Source organism: Sporosarcina sp. Y1004 (genome assembly GCF_057669665.1).
This window is the reverse complement of the sequence record NZ_JBYHFQ010000005.1, coordinates 105,249-130,591: the sequence shown is the minus strand read 5'-3', so window position 1 is coordinate 130,591 and position 25,343 is coordinate 105,249. Positions and strand designations below refer to the sequence as shown.

22 protein-coding genes and 1 other annotated feature are annotated in these 25,343 nt (G+C 39.5%); of the genes, 16 read left to right on the top strand and 6 right to left on the bottom strand.

Going from position 1 to position 25,343, the window contains the following annotated elements:
* Positions 1-3 precede the first annotated feature (3 nt).
* Both AC25Y6_RS05585 and AC25Y6_RS05580 read left to right on the top strand, forming a co-directional pair.
* On the top strand, positions 4-3,648 hold the full coding sequence (locus AC25Y6_RS05585; protein WP_488142295.1) for a multicopper oxidase domain-containing protein: 3,645 nt from the start codon (positions 4-6) through the stop codon (positions 3,646-3,648).
* Between the two features lie 63 nt (positions 3,649-3,711).
* Positions 3,712-4,386, top strand: coding sequence for a hypothetical protein (locus tag AC25Y6_RS05580; protein ID WP_488142294.1), 675 nt, complete (start codon positions 3,712-3,714; stop codon positions 4,384-4,386).
* Between the two features lie 67 nt (positions 4,387-4,453).
* Here the strand turns inward: AC25Y6_RS05580 and AC25Y6_RS05575 are convergent, their stop codons facing one another.
* Positions 4,454-4,852: a hypothetical protein gene (locus AC25Y6_RS05575; protein ID WP_488142293.1), complete on the bottom strand. Its 399-nt coding sequence runs from the start codon at positions 4,850-4,852 to the stop codon at positions 4,454-4,456.
* A 389-nt stretch (positions 4,853-5,241) separates the two neighbouring features.
* Here AC25Y6_RS05575 and AC25Y6_RS05570 point away from each other — a divergent pair, with 389 nt between their 5' ends.
* The 6 genes from AC25Y6_RS05570 (at position 5,242) to AC25Y6_RS05545 (ending at position 12,602) form a co-directional block, all read left to right on the top strand.
* Positions 5,242-7,011: an EAL domain-containing protein gene (locus AC25Y6_RS05570; RefSeq protein ID WP_488142292.1), complete on the top strand. Its 1,770-nt coding sequence runs from the start codon at positions 5,242-5,244 to the stop codon at positions 7,009-7,011.
* Between the two features lie 242 nt (positions 7,012-7,253).
* Positions 7,254-9,479 (top strand): RNA polymerase recycling motor HelD, encoded by a 2,226-nt coding sequence (gene helD / locus AC25Y6_RS05565; protein ID WP_488142291.1) that lies wholly within the window; start codon positions 7,254-7,256, stop codon positions 9,477-9,479.
* Between the two features lie 219 nt (positions 9,480-9,698).
* A complete protein-coding gene (locus tag AC25Y6_RS05560) occupies positions 9,699-10,493 on the top strand; it encodes a basic amino acid ABC transporter substrate-binding protein (protein ID WP_482105614.1) in 795 nt (264 codons plus the stop codon).
* Positions 10,494-10,534: 41 nt separating this feature from the next.
* Complete coding sequence (locus AC25Y6_RS05555; RefSeq protein WP_488142290.1) at positions 10,535-11,260, top strand: amino acid ABC transporter permease; 726 nt, start codon at positions 10,535-10,537, stop codon at positions 11,258-11,260.
* Between the two features lie 16 nt (positions 11,261-11,276).
* Positions 11,277-11,999, top strand: a complete 723-nt coding sequence (locus AC25Y6_RS05550) for an amino acid ABC transporter ATP-binding protein (RefSeq protein WP_488142289.1) — start codon at positions 11,277-11,279, stop codon at positions 11,997-11,999.
* A gap of 153 nt (positions 12,000-12,152) precedes the next feature.
* Positions 12,153-12,602 (top strand): SRPBCC family protein, encoded by a 450-nt coding sequence (locus AC25Y6_RS05545; RefSeq protein ID WP_488142288.1) that lies wholly within the window; start codon positions 12,153-12,155, stop codon positions 12,600-12,602.
* 103 nt (positions 12,603-12,705) lie between these two features.
* Here the strand turns inward: AC25Y6_RS05545 and AC25Y6_RS05540 are convergent, their stop codons facing one another.
* On the bottom strand, positions 12,706-13,407 hold the full coding sequence (locus AC25Y6_RS05540) for a DUF421 domain-containing protein (protein WP_488142287.1): 702 nt from the start codon (positions 13,405-13,407) through the stop codon (positions 12,706-12,708).
* A 126-nt stretch (positions 13,408-13,533) separates the two neighbouring features.
* A complete protein-coding gene (gene thpR, locus AC25Y6_RS05535; protein WP_488142286.1) occupies positions 13,534-14,079 on the bottom strand; it encodes an RNA 2',3'-cyclic phosphodiesterase in 546 nt (181 codons plus the stop codon).
* A 314-nt stretch (positions 14,080-14,393) separates the two neighbouring features.
* Here thpR and AC25Y6_RS05530 point away from each other — a divergent pair, with 314 nt between their 5' ends.
* From AC25Y6_RS05530 to AC25Y6_RS05520, 3 genes are all read left to right on the top strand, one after another.
* Positions 14,394-15,482, top strand: a complete 1,089-nt coding sequence (locus AC25Y6_RS05530; RefSeq protein ID WP_488142285.1) for a branched-chain amino acid aminotransferase — start codon at positions 14,394-14,396, stop codon at positions 15,480-15,482.
* 211 nt (positions 15,483-15,693) lie between these two features.
* The gene (locus AC25Y6_RS05525; protein WP_482105620.1) at positions 15,694-16,488 is read left to right on the top strand and encodes an HAD family hydrolase; all 795 of its coding nucleotides are present in this window, start codon (positions 15,694-15,696) and stop codon (positions 16,486-16,488) included.
* Positions 16,489-16,757: 269 nt separating this feature from the next.
* Positions 16,758-17,012 (top strand): GlsB/YeaQ/YmgE family stress response membrane protein, encoded by a 255-nt coding sequence (locus tag AC25Y6_RS05520; RefSeq protein WP_482105621.1) that lies wholly within the window; start codon positions 16,758-16,760, stop codon positions 17,010-17,012.
* Between the two features lie 122 nt (positions 17,013-17,134).
* Here AC25Y6_RS05520 and serA read toward each other — a convergent pair whose 3' ends face one another.
* Complete coding sequence (serA, locus tag AC25Y6_RS05515; protein ID WP_488142284.1) at positions 17,135-18,721, bottom strand: phosphoglycerate dehydrogenase; 1,587 nt, start codon at positions 18,719-18,721, stop codon at positions 17,135-17,137.
* A complete protein-coding gene (locus AC25Y6_RS05510) occupies positions 18,722-19,882 on the bottom strand; it encodes a pyridoxal-phosphate-dependent aminotransferase family protein (protein WP_482105622.1) in 1,161 nt (386 codons plus the stop codon).
* Between the two features lie 70 nt (positions 19,883-19,952).
* Positions 19,953-20,180, bottom strand: a binding site (T-box leader).
* 154 nt (positions 20,181-20,334) lie between these two features.
* Between AC25Y6_RS05510 and AC25Y6_RS05505 the strand changes: the two genes are divergently transcribed.
* Complete coding sequence (locus tag AC25Y6_RS05505) at positions 20,335-21,351, top strand: LLM class flavin-dependent oxidoreductase (RefSeq protein ID WP_488142283.1); 1,017 nt, start codon at positions 20,335-20,337, stop codon at positions 21,349-21,351.
* 171 nt (positions 21,352-21,522) lie between these two features.
* Here AC25Y6_RS05505 and AC25Y6_RS05500 read toward each other — a convergent pair whose 3' ends face one another.
* Positions 21,523-22,485 carry a M23 family metallopeptidase gene (locus AC25Y6_RS05500; RefSeq protein ID WP_488142328.1) on the bottom strand — a complete coding sequence of 321 codons (963 nt, stop codon included), beginning with the start codon at positions 22,483-22,485 and terminating at the stop codon, positions 21,523-21,525.
* Between the two features lie 202 nt (positions 22,486-22,687).
* On the opposite strand from AC25Y6_RS05500, the gene AC25Y6_RS05495 reads away from it, so the two are divergent.
* The 4 genes from AC25Y6_RS05495 to AC25Y6_RS05480 all read left to right on the top strand — a co-directional run bounded on the left by AC25Y6_RS05495 (position 22,688) and on the right by AC25Y6_RS05480 (position 25,316).
* Positions 22,688-23,194: a DUF3231 family protein gene (locus AC25Y6_RS05495; RefSeq protein ID WP_482099960.1), complete on the top strand. Its 507-nt coding sequence runs from the start codon at positions 22,688-22,690 to the stop codon at positions 23,192-23,194.
* Positions 23,195-23,303: 109 nt separating this feature from the next.
* Positions 23,304-24,101 carry a GNAT family N-acetyltransferase gene (locus AC25Y6_RS05490; protein ID WP_488142282.1) on the top strand — a complete coding sequence of 266 codons (798 nt, stop codon included), beginning with the start codon at positions 23,304-23,306 and terminating at the stop codon, positions 24,099-24,101.
* Between the two features lie 105 nt (positions 24,102-24,206).
* On the top strand, positions 24,207-24,524 hold the full coding sequence (locus tag AC25Y6_RS05485) for a thioredoxin family protein (protein WP_482099958.1): 318 nt from the start codon (positions 24,207-24,209) through the stop codon (positions 24,522-24,524).
* Between the two features lie 78 nt (positions 24,525-24,602).
* Positions 24,603-25,316, top strand: coding sequence for a gamma-glutamyl-gamma-aminobutyrate hydrolase family protein (locus tag AC25Y6_RS05480; protein ID WP_488142281.1), 714 nt, complete (start codon positions 24,603-24,605; stop codon positions 25,314-25,316).
* The last annotated feature ends 27 nt before the right edge of the window (positions 25,317-25,343 follow it).

The window sequence follows — 25,343 nt, the reverse complement described above, 5'->3', positions numbered from 1 at the left end:
ATTATGATAAGAAAGTATCATGTAGTAGCCATTCCGATTCGAATCGTCTTGAATACGTTTGGTGATCATAATCCAAATGGAATGATGTATGTGTTAAAAGAAAATGAACAGAAAGTAAAGGAATTAGTGAAAAAAAATCTGTTCACTCCCGTTGATGTTGTTCAGCCTCTTGTGATCCGGGCGAATGAAGGAGAAACAGTGGAAATTTTGCTTGAAAATAAACTATCTTTTAACATAGGTATGCATTTTCAACAAGCAGAGTATGAAGTGGACCAAGCTGATGGAGCGAATGTTGGACTAAACAAAGACAGTACAGTGGCTCCTTCCGATTCGATTTTGTATCGAATAAATGTAGTAAAAGAAGGAACGTATTACTTTTCTGATTTAGGTAATCCATCTAGCAGTGAAAATGGTTCCAATTCAAACGGTCTGTTCGGTGCGTTGTTTGTCGAGAAACGTTTTTCCTGGTGGACGGATCCTGAGACTGGGAAGCTGATGAATAGTGGCGTGTATGCTGATGTTCATCATCCGATTTTACCTTCCTTCCGGGAATATGCTTGGATTTTTCATGATGAAATGGAAGTGGATGATTTAACCGGGAATCGTCCAATCAATCATTTAACGAACCAGGATGAGGAATCATTTCACGGCGCTAATTACCGATTTGAACCGATAAACAGGCGCCAACAGCTTATCGCAGAAGGGGTCGTTGGTCCAAATACTGAAGGAGAAGAAGTTCACCATGATTCATGGGTATTTGGCGATCCATCCACACCGATTTTGCGGGGATATGTAGGAGACCCTGCCAAAATTCGAGTTATGCACGGCGGTGCAAAAGAAACACATGTCTTTCATTATCATGTTCATCAATGGTTGAGCGATCCGCAAGACCTCGAATCTGAAATTTTTGATGCGCAAGCGACCAGTCCACAGTCTCATTACACGATTGAACCGCTGTATGGTTTAGGTAGTTTGCAAGGTTCTTTTGGTGATGCGATTATTCACTGCCATCTTTATCCACATTTTGCGGTTGGAATGTGGGGAATGAACCGGGTTTTTAATACGCTTCAAGATGGAAGCCAGTGTTATCCTAATGGTGTTCCCATTAAATCGCTACATCCATTGCCGGACCGAAAAGCGCCGCCGAAGCCAACAAAATTAAAACCGGGATTCCCGAATTTTATTCCTGGTAAAGTTGGGCACAAGGCGCCGCGGCCGCCGCTAGGTATAATAGGCGGGCGAGGATTGACTGAACTGGAGCGCCAAGCAGCGATTGAAAATCCGCGACCTGGCGCGGTATTTGTTGATCCTTGTCCTGAAGAGGCACCGGTGAATGAATTTAACATCTCGTTAATCGAGTTGCCAATCACATACAACAAACAAGGTTGGCATGATCCAAAAGGACGGATGTTTGTTCTCGATAAAGATTTAGAAGATATTTGTTCCGGTAAAAAAGAACCGGAGCCTCTCGTAATCCATTCACCGGAACATACTTGCATTCGCATTAATTTCACAAACAAATTGCCACACATTCTCGATGGTGATGCATTCCAACTCGTCACAAGAACGTACGAAACTGGCTTCCATATCCACTTTGTCAAATTTGATGTTCTTGTGAATGACGGAGCGAATGTCGGATGGAATTATGATTCCTCCGTTTTACCGGGTGAAACAATACAGTACTCATATTACGCAGATTCCGAATTAAAAGCATGGTTCTTCCATGATCATTTATATCCAAATGCTCATCAACAGCATGGTGTATTTGGATCGGGTGTTATTCATCCTCGCTTTACGAAATTTCTCGACTCAACATCAGGAGAGGAAGTCGTTCATGGCGCACAAATTACTGCGACGAACCCATTAATTCCTGATTACCGCGATTTTGTGTTATTTGTTCAGGATTTTGCCTTGTTGTTTGATAAAAATGGAAAACCGCTCCAACCGCCAAAGTTTCCAGGTTCTGAAGATGACCCTGGAGTATTCGGTGTAAATTATAAAAACGAACCACTGCAATTTCGTTTAGGTCCGGATTGCGACCCTGCTTTTACGTTCAGTTCCTATGTGAATGGTGATCCTATTACCCCAATACTAAGGGCATACGAGGGGGATTCGATTCGCTTTCGCCTCCTTCAAGGAGCTCAAGAAGAATCCCATAGCTTTAATGTCCATGGATTGAAGTGGATGAGGGAGCGCGGCAGTCTGAATTCTAATATGGAAGAGCAGCAGCATATCGGTATTTCAGAATCGTTTACGATGGAATCGTTTATTCCACGGGCTGGAGATTATTTGTGGGCGTTCGAGACAGAAGAAGATTTATGGAACGGACTTTGGGGCCTAATTCGGGCATTTGACGAAAAGGTGCCGGATTTAATACCTTTACCGGACCGACCAGAGCCGTTAAAGCGAACAAAACCGCTGCCTGAATGTACTGGAACAAATCCGCCGCAAGCGGAAGACCCCACATTAATTCCAGTCGAAAAGGGACCAATTCGCTATTTTGATATTGTTGCTTTCCAACTTCCGATTATTTACAACGATTTCGGTGATCACGATCCAAATGGAATCATCTTTGCACTCAAGGAAGATATGGATGCTATTTTAAAAGGAACAAAAAGGCTAGAGCCGTTAATCATTCGGGCCAATGTCGGAGATACAGTAGAAGTGACGTTGACAAGTCAATTAAAGCTTGATTTATTTCCCTTCAAAGATGGCATATATCCTTATCCAGAGGTGAAAGAGCAAGCCTTTTATCCACCATCTTTACGAATCTCGCTGCATCCTCAATTGATTGAGTATGATGTGAAAACCTCGGCAGGAGAAACAGTCGGGTTCAATGGCGACCAAACCGTTGGACCTGGAGAGAAAAGGACGTATCGCTGGTTTGTGGATACTCAAGTGGGGGCATGTGGCATGTGGGATATGGCAGATATCCGCAACCACAAATCTCAGGGAGCCTTCGGGGCATTTATTGCAGAGCCGAGGGGAACGGAATATTTGGATCCATATACACTAAAGCCGGTTCGCACTGGAGCGAATGTCATTTTACGCAACCCATTTTTACCGGATATAAGGGAATTTGTCATCATCATGCATGATGGAGTAAGACTGCTTGATAAAAACGATCGGGTTATTCTCGACCCAATTGCTGGAATTCTCTTGCCACCGATAGATGCTGAAGAAGAAGTAGTTGATACGTATGATCAAGGATCGAGGGGCTTTAATTATCGAAGCGAACGATTAATTAATCGTTATCAAAAACATCCGGTGTTGCACGATTTATTTAGTTCACATGTGTTCGGTGATCCAGCTACTCCGCTGTTTGAAAGTTATGCAGGGGATCCAGTAACAATTCGGTTGGTCACGCCAGCAGAAAGACGAAGGTCACACACGTTCCATCTTCATGGTCATCGCTGGCGTTTTGATACCAAGGATATTAATACTCGAACAGAATCATTTGTTGGATTTAACGTAGCTGGGGCTACACGGAACATGGAGCTGTTGGGCGGGGCTGGTGCTTACGGGAATTTCCCAGGAGATTATATGTACCGTTCTGGAAATATTCAATGGGACATCGAGCAAGGCATGTGGGGGATTATGAGGGTGCACAGTGAGCCGAATGAACACTTACCCCCGTTAGAGCAATAAAGAAGAGAAGAGAGTATTCTTCTCTTTTTTCTACATAAATGACTTAAGAAAGGAGGTGAGAAAATGGAACAAGAACAAAAAAATGATTTTTATATTCCAGAGCGATGTTGTCCAGAACTATTTCCTTCTCCGCGACTCCCTTCCCCCGTGGACTGTCTGCCGCCAGAAGTTTTAGAAAGAGTTATTGAAAAAATTAGAGATGCAAATGAACTGCTACTGGATCTTGCATTAGCAGATGAGCGGTCGCCAGAAGAAACATTTCAAAAAGTATTTGACGGATTAATTGGTTTACGAGTTGAAATTACAAATCAACTAAGTGAGACGATTGAAGGAATAGTAACCTTAGCTGGATTTACTTTTGTCGTCCTACAGGAAGAGGGAATTGTTTCAATTTTACCTTATCGTCAAATTGAAAACATTAAGCCTTCTGGCCGATATGCAGAGTCTTATCCTGATCCAAAATTAACCGAGATAGATCCTTGTTTACGTCGGAATTTAACATTTAACTTTGGTGAGGTCGTTTCGTCATCACCAGAATTAATTCACTTATTCTTCAGAATTCATTTAGATATTTATTTGCTTATAGTAGAAGCTAAACGAATTCAAGTGAAAGTTGACGGTTCAACAGTGGAAGGGCTTCTAACAGACGTGAATAAAGAAACGATTGTTTTAAAAGTGGAGGATGAAATAAATATCATCCCGATAGATAAGATTTCACTCATTACAATTAATCGATAAAATAAAAAAGTCAGCCTAAATGAAGTGTCGCTTCATTTAGGCTGACGTGCTTTGTATATTGAGAAATTTAACAGCATGTGCATTGACGATGGCAAGAACCAGTCACTTTAATATTTGCTATCTTATCAACGGAAAAGATCCATGACTTACCTTTTTCATGTTTCCTTTCTTCATACTCCTCATCAAGTTCGTTTTCTTCTTCAGGTTTTTTCTCTGTTGACTCTTTGTCCAAGTCTTCCTCGAAAGCTTCATCTATTTCCCCTTCAACATGGTCGGGGCTTTCTAACGGAAAGGTTTCTTCTACAAGTACTTCAACAAAATTGGAACCTACAGTGACAATCGTCCCTTTGACTGTATTTCCGCCTTCTAACTCGAACTCAGCATCGCACCATAGTAGCTGACGTAGGCGGAAGTTTAACCCATCTTGTAACCCGCTTAGTCGAATTGAGAAATCAGTATCGCACAAATTTTTACGGCAACTGCAACGGCTACGGTGACAGTGACAGGAACATCTATCATGACAGCCTTGATGTGGACTACATTTATGCGAACAACATCGCGTGCACGAGCGATGTTTGTAATCAAGGTCGTAATCGTGTCGATGACTTGTTTTTGAGCAGTGGCAGTCCGGATTATAATGCTTATCCATATAATAACCTCCTTTCTTCATTCTTATTAGCATATGGACTTTTTAACAAAATGAATGGACAGTAAACCTACACAATGATCACTATTATGTAATTCTATTAAAAATTGAAAGTCACTTATCAGTTTACAAATTCTTTACGCAAAAATTACCTTCTTGTGACAAAGGATTAATGAATAGTATATATACTAATTATAATGACCTATTGAATGGGGAGAGTACTATTGATCATGTTAAAAGAAAATCATTTGCAAGAATTACTTTTTAGCATCATTCGAAATAAAGACATTCAAACGGTCTTCCAACCGATTATATCTTTAGAAGATGGTGAGGTCCTGGGTTATGAGGCTTTAAGTCGAGGGCCATTCAATACGTCACTACAAAACCCTGAAAAACTATTTACTTATGCAATGGAACAGGGGCAACTTTGGAATCTGGAACACTTATGTCGTTCAAGAGCATTGGAATCTGCTCATAAACTTCAATCAGAAGGCAAGTTATTTTTAAACGTAAATCCAAATATTATGAGTGATCCAAAATTTAGGCATGGATTTACTAGAGAATATTTAAGCAAGTTTAATATGGATTCAGGAAGAATTGTTTTTGAAATAACGGAGAGAGAAGCCATTTCCAGACTGTCCCACTTTAAAGATACAATCAATCACTATAAAGAGCAGTTGTATCAAATTGCAATTGATGATGTAGGATCTGGCTATTCCGGTTTGAATATATTAACAGATATTCACCCTCACTTTATGAAGTTGGATATGCATTTAATCCGCAATATTGATAGTGATATAACAAAACAGTCGCTTGTCAAGAGTTTATGTGAATTTGCGTCAATATCCCAGATAAGTATCATTGCTGAAGGAATTGAAACAAAGGAAGAATTGTCTAAGCTCATTGAATTAGGCATTCATTTTGGCCAAGGCTACTTTATCCAAAAGCCAAAATCCAACCTATTACCGATAAGGGAAGAGGTAATTGCATTGATTGTAGATGAAAACAAGCGTAAACAAAGTAAATCTAGGAATCGAATAACGGATACATTCGTGAAAAAAATAGCGACGCCCTTAGTAACGCTTGACGAAACGATGTTAATCGATGAAGTCAAATCATTAATGGAACTAGACCATACTCTACCGGGCTATTGCATCGTTAATCAAAATCGGTTGGTGGGTGTCATTACACGAAATCAGTTACATTTTAAAATTAGTGGTCCTTATGGATATAGTTTGTTTAGCAATAAGGCAATAACAGAAATAATGGATCATGACTTTTTACAAGTGGATGTCAATACACCCCTTCACAAGGTTTCAGAGCTTGCGATGAAGAGAAATCCAAAACACCTATATGACTTTATTACTGTAACGAAGAACGGACAGTATTATGGAATTGTTACTGTGAAAGAATTGTTAGAGAAAACGATGGAAATTGAAGTTAACTTTGCGAAACATATGAACCCGCTTACCGAATTACCTGGTAATTTGTTAATTGAGCAACAGTTACAGCACTGTATTGAAACAACAGATGGTTATGGTATCCTTTATTTAGATTTAGATAATTTTAAGCCATTCAACGATGTTTATGGTTTTGAGAACGGTGATAAGGTGCTTATGAAACTTGCCGATATTTTGAGGGGAATTGTGTTACCGACTGAATTTGTAGGACATATTGGTGGAGACGATTTCATTGCCGTTGTATCCTCAGAAAATAGTGTGATGTATTGCGAGCAAATTATAGACCAGTTCGAAGCATCCGTTAAACAGTTCTATAATAAAAAGGACGTTGAAAATGGATGGATTGCATCAAAAAATAGACATGGAAAAGATGAGTTGTTTCCATTGTTGACAATTTCAATCGCCGGTATAATGAATCATCATTTTCAAACTACATATGATTTGGCAAAAAAGGTTAGTGAAGTGAAGAAACAATGTAAGCAACTAATGGGCAGTAACTTTATATTTGCAGAAAACTAAACAAACATAGAAGCAGAAAAGCCGTTCATCATTTAGTGATGAACGGCTTTTCTTTCTTGTAGGAGAATAGATTTAATGATTCATTTCCAGTTTTGAATGCTTTAGTACTGCGCAAAAGTGGATTGCACTGGATTGGTAACAATGATAAAATACAATGCTATCCAATTTCCGCAAAAAACTGTCAAACGAAATGAAACGAAATGACAAAATAGAACGCAAATACGTAAAATGGAGGGCCTGTTATGATGCAGAAACATCCTGACTTCGAATTTGAATCAGAACGTTTAGATTACACAAAACAATATATGCAAAAACTACTGGAAGAAACAATTCGTGATGTGAAATCTTCTCAAGAGCAGATACGACAGTCAATGGCAGACTTGGATTATTTAGACTCTAGTTTAAGCTACATCAACATTTTAACAAACGCTAGATTTTTTGAAATGGCCCGATCCCAGAGAGAAGGGCTTGAAGCGATTCAGCAAAAGCCCTATTTTGCCCGCATTCATTTTCAAAAGGAAGATGAAGCAGATGAAATGCTTTATATCGGCAAGACTTCTTTGTTCCACCGTGAAACGCAGGAGCCCATCATTGTTGATTGGCGGTCGCCTGTGGCAAATGTTTACTATGATGGTAGACTCGGTGCTCTTTCTTATAAAGTAAGAGATGAAGAATTCGAAGGACACCTTTATTCCAAACGGCAATACCGAATTGAAAAGGGCGAGTTGCTTGATATCCGTGATGTAGATCTGACAACGAATGACGAACTTTTACAGGAGGCACTTGCGGGAAAAGCTGATACACGGCTAACTGAAATTGTATCGACGATTCAGAGTGAACAAAACGCCATCATTCGAGCAAATTTGAAACAGCCCATAATTGTACAAGGGGCAGCCGGAAGTGGAAAGACCACAATCGCTCTCCATCGAATCTCCTACTTCCTCTATACAATGGGTGAAAACTTTCCGTCTGAAAAATTAATGATTTTGGCACCCAGTAAGTTATTCATGGATTATATCGCGGACGTACTTCCAGAACTAGGAGTAGGACGTATCTGTCAGACTACGTACACGGAATACGTGCTGAACGCGACAGGGCTAAAACTGAAGCTGACAGATCCGGATGCCAAGCTAGAACTGCTAACTGAATCTGAAACCTTAGAAAAGGGTTTGCTATTTGTGACACGCTTAAAGGGTTCACTTCAATACAGGGGAATGATGCAACGTTATGTAGAAAAATTGGAACTCGACATGGCTCAACAGTTTGAAGATGTCTACATTGAAAAGTATCGAATCGTGAAAGCCTCCCGTTTGAGACAGCTCTTTCTCAAAGATTTTTCATATATGCCAGTAGAAAAACGAATTGAGCGGATTAAGATCATCATCGATGGTGACGTAAAGCGAAAACGGAAGCAGCTTATGAATATGCTGACAACAAAATACGATGCCGCACTTGATAAAGCACTTTACGGAATTCGGGATGAAGAGAAACGGAGAACCAAGCTCACAAGAATTCTGGAGGAGCGTGACGAAAGGCTTCCCATCATTGAAAAGGAAGGAAAAACGACTACTTCCGCCTACATGCGTAGATTCAAAAAATTTAATGTGAAAAAATTGTATCGGGATTGGCTGTCAAATAAGCAGTTGCAAACAGAGCTCGCGCCTGAGTGGTCCGACAGTGAGAGAGAGGCTTTTTTCACAACACATGAAAAAGAAACGTGGGAAATTGAGGATTTAGCAGCTATTTATTACTTGCATGCGTTATTAAAAGGAGTTGCGGATAAGTGGAAGATGAGGGTTGTCTTCATTGACGAAGTACAGGATTATAGCGAGTTTCAGCTTGCCGCATTACAAGATGGACTTGAGACAGATATGTTTACGATGGTTGGAGATCTAGCCCAGGGAATCCATAGTTATAGATCATTAACATCATGGGAACCTGTTAAGACATTATTTCCGCGAGCAACTTATACGACACTTCAAAAAAGCTATCGGACAACAATTGAAATAATGAATCTGGCCAATCAAGTGCTTACGCAGATGGATGAAGATTTGCCGCTTGTAGAGCCTGTCGTACGCCATGGGAGAGATCCTGAATTCTACGATATGCCTGAGTTTGATAGTGTCAGGATTAAGGGCATCTATGATGGGATTATTGAACGCGGACATCAATCAGTAGCGCTTATCTGCAAAACACGGAAAGATGCGGAGAAGATTCATAGCCATCTTGAAAAGTTCGGGATGCCAGTCCAATTGCTCGGAGAACAATCTGGTATCAGCGATGAGTGTCTACTCATCATTCCAAGTCATTTGGCGAAAGGGCTAGAATTCGATGCGGTCATTGTTGCCTCTTTTAACGAGCCATTCCGCAATCACCATATCGATCGGAAATTGCTTTATGTGACTATGACTAGACCGATGCATGAACTGCATATTACCAGTGCTACAAATATGGTTAGCTTGCGTTGAGTTACGAAGCGATTCAACGCACGATGGACGAAGTGTTAACTATATTTCTTATCCGTGACTCTTATACTATAAAAATACCTGAATAATTCAACTTCATATCTCCAATCTCCCTATTGTATAGGAAAGACGACTCGTATATAATAAAACTACTATCCTGAACTTTCGGATAACTCTATCGGTTTGTGTTCGAAAACTCGAAAATACAAGGGGGAAAAAAGAATGACAAAAAAATTGCGCATTTTAACTCTAGGACTATTATTGGCAAGTGTAAGCATTCTATTATTTGCCTGCGGAACAGCTGAGGAAGATTCTGGGACATCGACAGATGGAGCTAGCGAAAAAAGAGTGTTAAAAGTCGGGACAGATGCTACGTATGCGCCGATGGAGTACATGGATGAAAAAGGTAATATCGTAGGTATCGATATTGATATCGTGAAAGCGATTGCAGAAGCAGCGGGATTTGAAGTTGAATTTAAAAACTATGGTTGGGAGCCTCTTTTTCCAGCATTAAAAGGTGGGGAAGTAGACTTCGCAGTTTCTTCAATTACAATTACGGATGAACGGAAGGAATCGTACGATTTCTCTGATCCCTATTTCATAGCGAATCAATTGATTCTAGTTCCTGAAGATTCAAAAGTCACGAACTTTGAGGAATTGAAAGACAAACGAGTATCTGTTCAAATCAATACAACGGGTCATATCGTGACAAAGGAACTTTTAGGGAATACAAGTTCTAAAATCGTTGCTACGGAGTCTATGCCTCTAGCAATTAGTGAAATGATTAACGGAAATGCTGATGCATCCATAGGCGACAATGCAGTCATTATTGATTACAAAGCAAATAATCCAAACGTAAAGGTTAAAACGATAGAAGATGACAGTTTCGAAAAAGAGTATTATGGATTAATGGTTAAAAAAGGGAATACGGAAATACTTGAAATGTTAAATGAAGGAATAAAGAAAATAAAAGAATCTGGGGAATTGAAGGAAATCACAGGATTTGATGTTGAGTAATCGTTTTTATTAAAAACGGTTTGCATACAGCAAGTCATTACATGGGAGTGATTGAATTGGATTTCCTAGATATAAGATGGGATATGATTTGGAACTATCGCGAATTGTTCATTCGTGGAATAGGAATTACTTTAGCACTTACCATTGTTGGTTATTTGGGAGGTTTTGTATTAGGCCTATTCGTAGGCATGGGGAAATTATCCAAGAAAAAGTGGATTTATTACCCTTCCAAATACTATGTAGACTTCTTTCGCGGAACACCATTACTCGTACAGATTCTACTAATACATTTAGCACTTATTCCTGGGATTTTCGGTCACTCATTAGGTTATTTTGTTTCGGGTGCACTTGCTCTTGTTTTAAATAGTGCTGCATACAATGCGGAAATTATCCGAGCGGGCATTCAGTCAATTGAGAAAGGACAGATGGAAGCAGCAAGGTCTTTGGGGATGACACAAAATGTTGCAATGAAAAATATTATACTCCCACAGGCTTTTAGGCGAATGGTTCCACCGCTTGGTAATGAATTAATTGCACTTCTCAAAGATTCTTCATTAGTCACGATTATCGCTGCAAATGATTTATTATATGCAGGGAAAGTAGTCGCGGGAGCTTATTCAAGATTTTGGGAACCCTATATCACGGTTGCCATTCTATATCTATGTCTAACGTATATCTTTGGAAAAATTATTACGTATGTTGAAAATCGGTTCAGTAATAGTTATGTTCCCACACAAAGAAAGAAAATATTTTCGAGTAGGCGTTAAGTAGGAAGGTGATCGAGTGATTAAAGTACAAGGCCTTTATAAATCATTTGGGCAGTTAGATGTTTTAAAGGGAATCGATTATGAAGTGAAGGAAAAGGAAGTCATTTGCGTTATTGGTCCAAGCGGTTCTGGGAAAAGCACATTTTTACGTTGTATAAACCTATTGGAAGACATCACAGCTGGGAATGTCTATATTGATGGCGTAAAAGTAAATGATCCAAAAACGGATATCAATGAAATTCGAAAAGATGTGGGAATGGTTTTTCAACAATTTAACTTATTTCCACATATGCGGGTAATCGATAACATTACAATTTCACCAAGAAAAATCCGTAAAATGAATCCTGCTGATGCAGAACTATTGGCTCATCAATTGTTAAAAAAGGTTGGGCTTGCTGATAAAGCGAATTCATACCCTGAACAATTATCCGGTGGGCAGATGCAGCGGGTTGCGATTGCAAGGGCATTAGCGATGCAACCAAAAATTATGCTATTTGATGAACCAACTTCTGCACTCGATCCGGAAATGGTGAAGGAAGTGCTGGATGTCATGAAACAGCTAGCTATTGAAGGGATGACGATGGTCGTTGTCACGCATGAAATGGGATTTGCAAGAGAGATGGGCGACCGCCTATTGTTCATGGATCAAGGAGTTATTGTGGAAGAAGGTATACCTGGCCAAGTATTTAATAATCCCAAAAATGAGCGGACAAAAGCATTTTTAAGTAAAGTGCTCTAATCTGGCCGAAAGATAGTAAGGAAAGCAGATGAGTGAAGTGAGTTCACTTATACTGTTTTCCTTTTTTTGGAGGTATATAATTATTTAGTCATTTGGTGTGATAAAGTTAGATACTTACTAGTAGGTGGAAAAATTTTAAAGGTGGTTTTTATATTGAAACAATGGACAAAAGAAATCGAGATTGATGCACCAATTGAACAGGTCTGGAAGTTTTTTGATGGAACTACAGAAAATATGAGGAAAATAATGCCGCAAGTGGTTGATAACAAACCAATAACAATAACAGACGAAAAGGTTGGAAGTGTGTATTTGCAAAAATATAAAGAAGGTAAGCGCGTAATGGAGTACGAAGTAAAAACGTTACAATATCAAGATTTACCAAATGAAAAAAAGATGAAAGCCGGTTTCACGCTTGCTAATATGTTTGAAATTACAGCGTATTATGAATTGGTTAAGCTCAGTGAGCATAAAACCTCTTTTTCCTATACTATGACGAATCGACCTTTAAAATGGTTTGTGAAGTTGTTTTTACTGTTTTCTAACGATAAAGTTGTTGTTGAATTTCTAGAACGAGTAAAAAGGGTGGCTGAATCGGAAAACTGAATCACGGTGCCAGTCACCATCGATTTGGGTTAACTTTTTCAAGTACCTGTTAAGTTTGTAGTTGCAACTTTGCTATTCCTTCGAAACTACCACACATGCTGAATTAGTCATACAAATAAATCTTCATATCGTCGCTATCATCAAGTGTAGCGAGTAAAATGTCATTTAATTCCACGTTATAGATTGCAACTTTATGTTCCAGCCATTGATTGTCCTTACCTAAATGATGTAATTCCTGAAAATCGATTTTCCCTTCTTTAATGATTATACTTTGAAAAGAATATGGTTTTTTTATCAATTGTATGTCTTCTCGAGTCAGTGCTTGGAGTTGAGGCGACAGGAAAAATGAAATGGTTCCATCCGGCTCCCATTGTGCAAGAGCAACATTTTGGACATCGTCAATACTTTCCTTTCGCAATTCTGACAATAAATGATTGAGTGTAATCCGTGCTTTTGCTAAGTTCATATAAACTATTTCACCGTTATTAATCAGTGGATAAGGAGATGGTTCAAACCACTTTCTGAATGTGTCCCATTTTAAACTCAAGAAAACAAAAATAATGTATAAGACAATTAACACTGTCGTTGTTATCAAGGATCCTTTCATCCCCAATTTTTCATCTGATAATGGATGAGCAATAATATTTCCGAGAATTAAAGCAACGGTGAAATCGATTAGTCGCAACTGTGAAATAGATCGTGCTCCCATTATTTTAGTTGCGAATAGTAAGAAGAGAAATGAAATTATTGCCCGTATAATCCACTGGATTGACGTGAGTGTTTCTTGTCCATGAAAAAAATCCATATTTCTTCACATCCTTACTAATCGTTGGGTTTCAATAATACTAATTATTTTTGACTATTAACAAGTAAGGTAAGAAATTCAACCTGAATTTCACTAGGTAATATGTTTTATGATTTAGTTTTCATCCTATGATTGCAGTTGGAACGTTTTTATTGCCTCATATTTGGGAGACTTTTCCGGATGTATCGTGAACAGGGAAAACGAGAGGACTGGAACTTTAATCGGTGCAAAATTTTCATTTTGAATGGTCAGTTTATCCTTCGTCTTCCTTTTTTTTGCGATTGTGACGTGGGGAGTGAATCGATCAGAGATTGGCATATCAAGTTGTTTGGCGACAGTGATCTCAATTTCTCTTTGTAAAGATGGCAATTCCAAGGTTTCGCTTACAGTCAAATAGACAACTCGCGGACCTGACGCCGGACCAAAATAGGATAAACCATTGATATGCATGTGAAAGGGTTCATGACCAGCTGCAATTACCGAAAGTCTATCCGTTAGGAAAGGCAAATGTTGCTCCGACAGGGGTCCTATATACAGCAAAGTTACGTGCAAATCCTCTATATGCGGAATTACTTTATAAGCTGTTTGTAGTTCATATTTATTCCTGAAACCCTCAACATGATTTTCTAAAGTCGATGGTATTTTTATACCGATGAAATAATGTTTGGACATTCTTGCTCCTCCTTTAAAATGGAATTGATGATTCATCCTTAGTGTGGCCCGGAAGATCTTCATCAACTCAGCAATTTCGTTAAAAAACATTTTCACTTACAAATACTTTTTTATAGGGATTAGATAGCTTATTTATAAAGAAGTTGATATAATCAATATTATTAGATAATGATTTTATCGATTGTATCCAAATAAAGGAATATGGTTAAAGTGGTTACACGTCGCTTAACTAGGTATTCCTTTTAATTCGACAACTATACGGAAATGGCCAGAGCGAATGGCCGGAAAATTAGGAATAGGGAGATGCACATATTATGACGACCCGTACAATTACAGTCACATTAAGCGAAACGAAAAAACAACAGCCATCATCCGACCAATTGGAATTCGGGAGAGTATTTTCTGACCATATGTTTGTGGCTGACTATTGTGAAGGACAAGGTTGGACGGATCATCGAATTGTTCCGTACGCACCACTTGAGTTGGATCCGGCATCCACTGTTTTCCACTACGGCCAGACGGTATTTGAAGGACTAAAAGCTTATGTAGGTCAGAATGGCCAAGTCCTGCTGTTTCGTCCGGAAGAAAACATGAAACGCATGAATAGATCGGGCGAACGCTTGTGTATGCCGCATTTCGACGAAGAGATTGCAATTGAAGCTTTGGAACAATTAATTACTGTTGATAAAGACTGGATTCCAGAAACAGAAGGAACTTCACTTTATATAAGACCTTTCATGGTCGCAACTGAACCGTATCTTGGTGTTGCACCATCTAAGAAATATAAATTCATCATTATTCTTTCACCTGTTGGATCTTATTATAAAGAAGGAATCCATCCGGTTAAAATTTTAGTTGAAAATGAATATGTGCGCGCAGTAGCTGGCGGAACAGGAAATGCAAAAACAGCAGGCAACTATGCGTCAGGACTGAGAGCACAGGAGATAGCGAGTAAAAAAGGCTATTCACAAGTTCTTTGGCTTGATGGAGTAGAGCGAAAGTACATTGAAGAAGTTGGTAGCATGAACGTCTTTTTCAAAATAAACGGTGAAGTCATAACACCAGTTCTGAATGGCAGCATATTGGAAGGGATTACGAGAAAGTCAATCCTTCAATTACTTAAACACTGGGATATCCCAGTCGTTGAACGTAAAATTTCAATGGTAGAATTAAGGCAAGCACACATGGATGGTACGTTAGAAGAAGCGTTTGGTACAGGAACGGCAGCGGTTGTTTCACCAATTGGAGAACTTAATTGGGGCGATGAAATAATGGTCGTTAATAATAATGAAACCGGTGAATTATCTAAAAAACTTTATGATACACTCACAGGTATTCAAACTGGAAAAGTAGAAGATCCATTTGGTTGGGTAGTCAAAGTTACTGAACCGGTAAAAGCGTAACCGTTTCTTCAATAAGAAAGTAGAAAAGGGTAGCCCTCTAAGGTGCTATCCTTTTCTTTGAATGAAGCAAAGCATTTAGTAGTTAAACGACAAACAACCCAAACTGATATCAACTATATGCATTTTTAACAATACTGATATTTGTAGTTTGGATAAAGAATTTGTAATCTAATGTATACTTATATATAAAACAAATAGGGGATGGTCATTTATGATTAAAGCAATTATTTTTGATTTGGATGATACGTTGCTATGGGATAATAAAAGTGTGGCAGTTGCATTCAAGAAAACCTGTGAAAATGCCGCACAAAAACATGATATTGATCCGGTGGTACTTGAAGAAGCTGTCAGGTTCGAAGCCAGGAAACTTTATGAAACTTATGATATATATGAATTCACACAAACAATCGGTATTAATCCTTTTGAAGGTCTTTGGGGGGATTTTAATGATGAAGGCGACTCCTTCCAGAGAATGAAAGAAATTGTTCCAAGCTATCGTATGGAAGCGTGGACGAGAGGACTTAAGCGGCTAGGTATTGACGATGTAAAACTAGGAAGTGAATTAGCAGAACTATTCCCGGAGGAAAGGAAAAAACATCCATTTGTATATGAAGAATCATTAAAAGTGCTAGACCTTTTGAAAGATACATACAAACTCATTTTACTGACAAATGGTTCTCCAAGTTTGCAATATACAAAACTGGAAATCACATCGGAAATAGCACCTTACTTTGAAAAGATTATCATTTCGGGCGCATTTGGAATTGGAAAGCCAGATCCATCGATTTTCCACCACATACTCACTGAGACTGATGTAAAAGCAGATGAAGCAATCATGGTTGGAGATAATTTGATGACAGATATTTTAGGTGCCTCTCGAGTGGAAATGCGTTCTGTATGGATTAATCGTGAGGATAAACAACCAAGTGAAGAAGTAATACCCACTTATGAGATATGTCATTTAGAAGAACTATTTCCCATACTAGAAGAGTTGAGGAAAAAGTAAACTGTCAACTAGTGGGAAATCCTATGGCGCGTAGGACTTTGAAACTTGGAGACTAAACAATTCCATACTTAAGGATTTCCCGGATCTATTCACTATTGTGAATAGATCTTTTTTTTAGAGTATTATCGAAAAGGTATAATCATAGTTTCTGAAGCGTATTAATTTAGTGTGAGGTTTAGGTATAGTTCTCCTTCCCGAAGTTTCAATTACTATAGTCATTGGAATAATGATTCATGAAAATCCAAAATACTTAAAAGGAGATGTACAGTATGGGTTTGATATTATTTTTAATTCTAGGCGGAATTATTGGATGGTTTGCAGGAATCATTTTAGGTAAAGATATGCCGGGCGGAGTCATAGGTAACGTCATAGCTGGTGTAATTGGTGCATGGATTGGTGGAAGATTGCTGGGGAATTGGGGACCTAAACTTGCGGACTTTTATATTGTTCCTGCTATTATTGGGGCACTAATTTTTGTGATTATTGTTAGCTTTCTCATGAAGTCTATGCGTAAAACGTTTTAACCCAATAGACATGTATCAGTTATATACTGAAAAAAGAACGAGCATCAATGTAAAATGATGCTCGTTCTTTTTATGGAAATAGTGGAGTTTGTGATCAAGTAAGTCCGTTTTCTAAATAAAACTCACAAGTCTATTGCAATAACATCGAAAATATCTTCAAGCTTTTTCAATCGATCAACATTATTCTGTTCAACATGATTATCAACGGTTAGCATCATTATGGCATCTCCGCCGACATTCGATCGACCAACCTGCATCGTCGCAATATTGATGTTTTCAATTGCTAGCAACGTTCCAACTCGCCCGATGGCACCGGGCTGATCTTTATGGTTAATGAACAACAAGTGACCTTCAGGTGTAACATCTACGAGGTTGTCATCGACTTTCACAATACGTGCGCCTAAACCGTTAAGCAAAGTTCCGGCAACACGTCGTAAACCTTTCGTTGTCGATACTTCTACAGTAACTAAATTTGAAAAGCCTTTAGATGTTGAAGTTTTATGTTCATTTACCTTGATGTCAAAACGGTCTGCCAAAAATTTCGCGTTTACATCATTCACATGTGTACCGAGGTTACGTTTTAAAAGTCCTTTTAGCGTGTTTCGAGTTAAAGGGCGGACATCAGATTCTGCGAGATTTCCTGAGTAATATATATTTACCTCTTGAATGACGCCTTCTGCTAAATGGGACAGGAATACACCAAGTTTTTCAACTAAGTTAAAGAATGGCTCAACTTTGGCAAGTGCTTCTTTAGAAACGGAAGGCAGATTAACAGGATTCTGGACAGCTCCGCCGTTTAAAAATGTTACAACATCTTGGCTTACGTCGATTGCCACACTTTCTTGCGCTTCAATCGTACTTGCACCTAGGTGAGGAGTTGCAATTACTTCGGGAAGTGTCAGCAGTTTATGACCAACAAATGGCTCTGTTTCAAAAACGTCGAGTGCAGCACCTGCTACTTTTTTATCAACAATGGCATCATAGAGTGCATCTTCGTCGATAATACCGCCTCGTGCACAGTTAATGATCTGGACGCCATCTTTCATCAAGTCGAATGCTTCTTTATTGATCATGTGACGAGTATCTTTTAGAAGTGGGGTATGAACAGTTATGAAGTCAGCGGCTTTTAGCACGTCTTCAACAGAACCTGCTGTAATTCCCATTTTTTTCGCTTTTTCTTCAGTTAAAAAAGGATCATAGGCAATGACATTCATGCGTTGTCCTTTCGCTCTTGCTGCAACTTCCGCTCCAATTCGTCCTAGTCCTACAACACCTAGCGTCTTGTTTTTTAATTCAACGCCAATAAATGATTTACGGTCCCATTGTTGATTTTTCAACGAATTGAATGCCTGTGGTATTTTACGTGCTAGAGCCATCAACATTGCCATTGTATGTTCAGCAGCAGAGTTCGTATTGCCATCTGGAGCGTTGACGACGATAATTCCGTGTTCAGTTGCCGCATCCAAATCGATGTTATCGACGCCGACACCAGCACGTCCTATGATCTTCAAATTTGTCGCTTTTTCAATGATTTCACGTGTCACTTGTGTTTGGCTACGGACAAGCAGTGCGTCATAATCTTTAATGTTATCAGCCAATTGTTCTGGTGAGAAACCTGTTTCAATAACGATGTTCAAACCTTCAGCTTGTCTTAATGGATAAATACCATCTTCACTTAATGGATCGCTGATTAGTATATTAAAAGTCATTTAGACCAACACTCCTTCGTTTACGTAGACTTGCTGTGCTGCTGCAGTCCCTTTACCTAAATCTATCTTTTTGCCGATTTTGAGTAGGCCGATTTCCATTGCACTTATCGTTTGCAGAACATCTGCTGGTGAACAGTAACCCATATGGCCAATGCGGAATATTTTTCCGCTTAAATGTTGTTGTCCGCCTGCAACAATTAAACCAAATTCTTGTTTAATGACTTTTCTAAACGCTTCTGCATCGAAATCATCCGGTTTTACGGCAGTGACAGTGGGGGAGGCATCCTTGTCACTTGTTAGTAAAGGGATTCCTAACGCTCGGAAAGCGGCGCGCGTCATATTCATCATCAAAGTGTGACGTGCGTTCACTTGTTCGAATCCTTCATTCTCCATTAGTTGAAGCACTTGTTCCAGACCGAATAACAAAGATAATGCAGGTGTAAATGGAGTTGTATCTTTTAACAAATTGTCACGATATCTAATTAAATCCAAATAATAGCGAGGTTGGGGATTGTTTTCAATGATGTTCCATGCGCGGTCGCTCGCTGCGATAAAAGCGAGCCCTGCTGGAAGCATGAACGCTTTTTGAGAACCTGTCACTAATACGTCGATTCCCCAGTCATCCATTTTCGTCTCTACACCACCGACACAAGAAACGCCATCTACAATGATTAAAGCATCCGACACTTCATGAACTGCTTGTGCCAGCTCCTTAATAGGATTCAATACACCCGTTGACGTCTCACAATATGTAGAAAATACGGCTTTAATATCGGGGTTATTTTGCAATAGACCTTTAATCTGCAAAGGATCCAGTGCTTGTCCCCATTCGACATCCACACTATGAACCTTGATATTGTAAGCTTCACAAATTTTTGTGAAACGTTCACCGAAAGCTCCTGTTACAACGACTAATACTTCATCGCCGGGATTGACAATATTTACAACGGCAGCTTCCAAACCAGCCGTCCCGCTGCCGGTCAATATTAGAACGTCTTGACTCGTGCCAAAAACCTTTTGCAGTCCAGGCTTGATATTTCTAAGCATAGTCGATGTCTCTTGTCCCCGGTGGCCGATCATTGGTTGACTCATCGCCCGTTGTACACTTGGTGGGATGGGGCTCGGTCCCGGAATTCGTAGTAGCATTTGGTCTTGTAACATCTTCATTCTCCTCTCGATTATGGAAATAAAAATAAATATAAAAAAAGCCTTCCTCCCCTTACAAATGAATGTAAGGGGCGAAAAGCTCTAATACTCACGCGGTACCACCCTTTTTACTGTCCAATAAAAGCGACAGTCTTAGTTAGCATGCTTAACGCGCATGTGACGGATAAACCTACTAAATGTTTCGGCTTATCTATTCCGGAGTGCTACTCTACAAAGAAATCACTGATTTGCACCATCCATCAGCTCTCTTGAGATTTCAGTAGATAAAGTGTGTCTCCATCAAAATAGTTAGATTAGTTATGGAATTAGAATTAATCATAACAAATGAAAAACGAATGTCAAGCAGCATTTTTAAAGATATCAATTTTTTCTGAGACCAATTGATAGAACAATGCTTGCAGGAACGGTATCCTTTCTAGTGAGAACAAAATAAGGAGTGATTAGATTTGGTTGTAGATAATATAAAAAAATTCAATTCGATTCCACTTTCAGTTCTAGATCTTTCTCCGATAAATGAAGGCAGCAACGCAACGCAGTCCTTCAAAAATAGTGCAGAATTGGCACAACACGTCGAGCGATTGGGATTCAACCGCTACTGGCTTGCTGAGCATCACAATATGCCAGGTATTGGAAGTTCTGCGACATCAGTCCTTATCGGGCATATTGCTGGAGCAACAAATCGGATTCGCGTCGGTTCGGGAGGGATTATGCTACCTAACCATGCGCCGCTTGTTATTGCCGAGCAGTTCGGTACACTCGAATCGATTTATCCGGGAAGAATCGATCTGGGGTTAGGCCGTGCACCTGGTTCGGATCAGGCAACAGCCTATGCGCTGCGCCGTACTATGCAAAGCACTGGCGATGATTTTCCGGAACAGTTGGCGGAACTTCAAGCTTATTTTGAACCGGACAGATCAGCCCGTGTTCGCGCATTTCCAGGTGAAGGGCTTGATATTCCGATTTGGCTTCTTGGTTCATCCGGTTTCAGTGCACAGCTCGCAGCGCAGAAAGGTTTGCCATTCTCTTTTGCAAGTCATTTTGCGCCAGCCTATACAATGGCTGCTATGCAGCTTTACCATCAAAATTTCAAACCATCTAAATTTCTTAAGGAACCATATGCCATGCTCGGCGTCAACGTCATCGCAGCGGAGACGGATGAGAAGGCGCAATGGTTGGCAACTTCACAGCAACTACAATTCCTTGGTATCACTACGGGAATGCCGTCACAACTAAAACCACCCGTCGACAATATCGAAGACTTTTGGTCACCACAACAAAAGGCATCTATTGCGCAAACGCTTGATTCTCGTACAACAATCGTCGGCAGTCCGGAAACTGTAAAACAAAAGCTCGAAAGTTTCATTCAAGAAACGAGAGCAGACGAATTAATTATTAACACGCAAATATTCAATCATGAAGATCGATTGCGTTCTTATGAAATTGTTGCAGAATTGATGAATTGAATAAATAAAAGCCGCGACCTTTATGAAGGGGTGCGGCTTTTTACCATGAAAAATTACTCAATTAAAATCTTTTTATGGTAATTATTGATGATAGACGTTGGGAAGATAAGAGGGGGAAACAAATTCGAAAATAAAAGCACCGGTATGATAACCGATGCTTTACACTTTTATTCATCTCTGCTTATCTTGTCTTTCCCAAACTTTGAGTGAAGGATACGGATCAAAAGCCCATTCTGTCCGTCCGTTATATTTGTACATCCCGTAGTGGAGATGGGGAGGAAAGCGACCAGATGTCCCTTCTTTGCCATAACCTGAGCTACCGACTGAACCGATGATTGTTCTTGGTTCAACGATGTCACCTTCTTTGATGTCTTTATTGAAATAAGCTAAATGGGCAAAATAGTGGTACGTATTATGCGTATCACGAATGCCGACCCGCCAACCTCCAAATTCATTCCAGCCCATTATTTCAACCACTCCGTAAGACGTGGCTCGCACGGGGACACCATAACCTGCAAATAAATCGGTTCCTTCATGAATTCTTCGGCCGCCCCAGCCTCTTTTTGCCCCCCAGGTTCCATTGTAACTATAATTATAATTGGTGGGAATAGGGAAAGCATGTTCATCCAGATCCAGCGTTTCATAGTGCTTATACAGTTTCGCGATCGTCATGATTTGCCTAACAGTTTCTTCACGCTTGTAATAATTTTCTAAAGCTAATTTGAAATCCTCTTCTTCTTGTCCATACTTACTTAAGTAAGTGGCCATTGTAAAAAGCACATCTTCTGCATTATTATTATCTGCAACACCGTCTCCATTACCATCAAGGCCATTTCCGCCAAAGTAGGCAATCGATTCAGAAGATGTATCGTCTTTATCTGGATTAAGTGAGCCAATCCAATACTCATCTAAAAAGTGGATTGCGATGGTTCCATCTTTCTTGGGTATATCAGTTCGAACCTGTTGGATATTACGTTCATACTGATCGACGGCGGCTAAATAATACCACGGAACAGTTACATTCTCGAAACGTAAATAATATTGCATTCGTTCTTCCAGAATTGTTTCTCTTGATGGTTCTTCCTTTGCTACAACAACAGTAAAGAATAGAAACGACAATGTGATGATATACATCGGAAAAAAAATCCAATGTCGCACAAAAATACCCTCCCTTTTTAGCCATTTAATTAGAATTCCCTAAATTGATTAATTCATAACTGTGTAGCTATGTGAAAATTTTCGAGCTAGACAAAATGATGTATATAACTTTTATATCTTCACATAATAAGGTTGAGATCCATTTAAACAAGTGGAGAAAAAAGGAGAGATAATAAAATTGGGAATTTTAGATGGAAATCCGAAAGACGAACCGTTGCACTACGGAGAAGTAATAGGATCATGGGCATATGTTTTGGCGAATAATGGGCTAATTAGTGGCTACGAAGCATTTGTTAATCATGCAGGTGACGGAGATCTCATTGAACTCCTAGAAGAGGCAATTAAAACGATGAAATCAGAAAATAAGCAACTTGAAAATGTTTTGAAAGAGAATGGAATCGCATTACCCCCTTCATTGCCTGAACGACCTAAAGCGACAGCAGAAGATATACCGGTCGGTGCGAGATTTATGGATCCGGAAATCAGTGCTGCAATGTCCATTAATGTCGGGCAGGGTCTTGTGTCATGCAGTCAAGTAATGGGACAATGCTTGCGGGAAGATGTCGCAATGATGTTCAGTAAATTCCACGCGGATAAAATGCTGTTCGGTTTTAAATTGTTAACTTTGAATAAAGAAAAAGGGTGGATTATTCCCCCACCGCTTCATAAAAGTGTTCCAAGCTAACGGCTGGATTAGAAGGACCTTGTCAGCTTTATTGACAAGGTCCTTTTCATATTGTGAAATCGAGCACCTCTTGGTAAACTTAGGCATAAAAGTAAAAGAGGTGTTCTGAATGATTCGACTACTTACTGAGGAAGACAGGCAACTAACTTTAGATTTTGTCTCTCAAAAACCAGCAGAAAACCTTTTTATTATTGGAGATATCGAAGCCTATGGGTTTGATAATCCCATTCAGAAATTATGGGGAGATGTCACAGAGGATGATCAATTGCGTGGTGTTCTGTTAAAATATGCTGGAAACTTCATAGTCTATGCACCTGGAGAATTCGATGCGCAAGGAATCGCAGAAATAATCAATTTTGATAAAAAATACGAGTTCATATCTGGGATTGAACATATTGTTCTTAAATTGGAACCGCATTTGAATTTGAAACCAACCAATCCTCGAGTACTTTATTATGCGAAATGTGAGAAGGGAAATGACTTGCCAGTAGTTCCCGCACGAATAGTTGTGAAGAAAGCTGTACCTGAAGACGCTGAAATAATCATTGATCAAATGCAAGGGATACCTGAATTTGCAATGAGTACGATGAGTGTTGAACATAAACGTGATTCACTTAGCAATGGGTCAGCACGGTCTTATTACATCGAAGAGGGCGGTCGAATAATTAGTTCTGCATCGAGTACGGCTGAGAATAGCCAGTCTGCAATGATTGTAGGTGTAGGAACGTTACCAGGTCACGAAAAAAGAGGGTTGGCTTCATTTTGTATGTCGGTGATCTGCGAAGAACTTCTCAAAGAAGGTAAGATGATATGTCTGTTTTACGATAATCCCGATGCAGGTTCTATTTACAAACGGATTGGCTTTGTAGACATCGGAAAATGGTCCATGTGGAGCTTCAAAAAATAGTTGGTTGTTAAAAAAATGAGTCGTTTAAAGGCTGAGTTGGTGACTGCCACTTTTTTTGATGATAGAATTAAAATTATAGATAATTTAAAATAAGGAGTGATTCGAATGGAGAAGTTGCAATCGATCGAGCAATTTGAACAATTGAAAAGTGAGGAGCGTATAATCTTTATGTTCTCAGCAGATTGGTGTGGGGATTGTCGCGTCATTGAACCAATTTTACCTCGAATTGAAGCGGATTATCCTGAATATCAATTCATCCTGGTTGACCGTGACGAGTTTATCGATTTATGTGGGGAACTTGATATTTTTGGAATCCCTAGTTTCATAGCATTCCATGACGGGGTAGAAGTAGGGCGCTTTGTCAGTAAGGATCGAAAATCGCAAGCAGAGATTGAAGAGTTTATCAACAGCTTGTCTGCCTAATGCATCGTGATTTGATTGACGTGAACTTGCAATTTGTAACCCTGATAAATAAAATACCGTTAAGTAGGGGGACTGTTGATGAAACCGGTTATCGGCATAACGACAGATGTCGAACAAAGTGGCAAGCACGTTTTAGATAATGAATATGTCCGATCGGTCATCAGAGCGGGCGGTTTACCGATTATCATTCCGGTTGGGATTGAGGAAGATGTCAGTCAGCTGCTTGGAATGTTGGATGGACTCATATTATCCGGGGGGCAGGATATTAATCCTATGCTTTTCAATGAAGAGCCATATGCTTATCTGGGTGAAGTTTCGCCAATCAGGGATTCAATCGAGCTGGAAATTACTCGACATATGCTCAAAACAGGCAAACCTATTCTCGGTATATGCAGGGGGCTCCAAGTACTGAATGTTGCAGCTGGGGGCACGATTTTTCAAGATTTACATAAACAAAACGAGAGTCCAACACTTCAGCATTTTCAAATAGCACCCAATTCACATCCATCTCATTATGTGATGGTTGAAGACGGAAGTTTGCTAAAAACGATAGCGGGAAGTGAGCGCATTCAAGTTAATTCATACCACCATCAATCTTTGAAAGATGTAGCTGCTGTTTTCAAAGTTACTGGTATGGCGAGTGATGGAATTATAGAAGCAATCGAATGCATTGGTAAGGAATTTGTACTGGGTGTTCAGTGGCATCCCGAATTATTATCAGCAAAAGGAGATTCTGTCTCCCTACGGCTATTTGATAAGTTTATTGGTGCGTCTGCTAGTAAAAAAAACTGAGCTAGTTTGAACGGTACCCCAATTGGT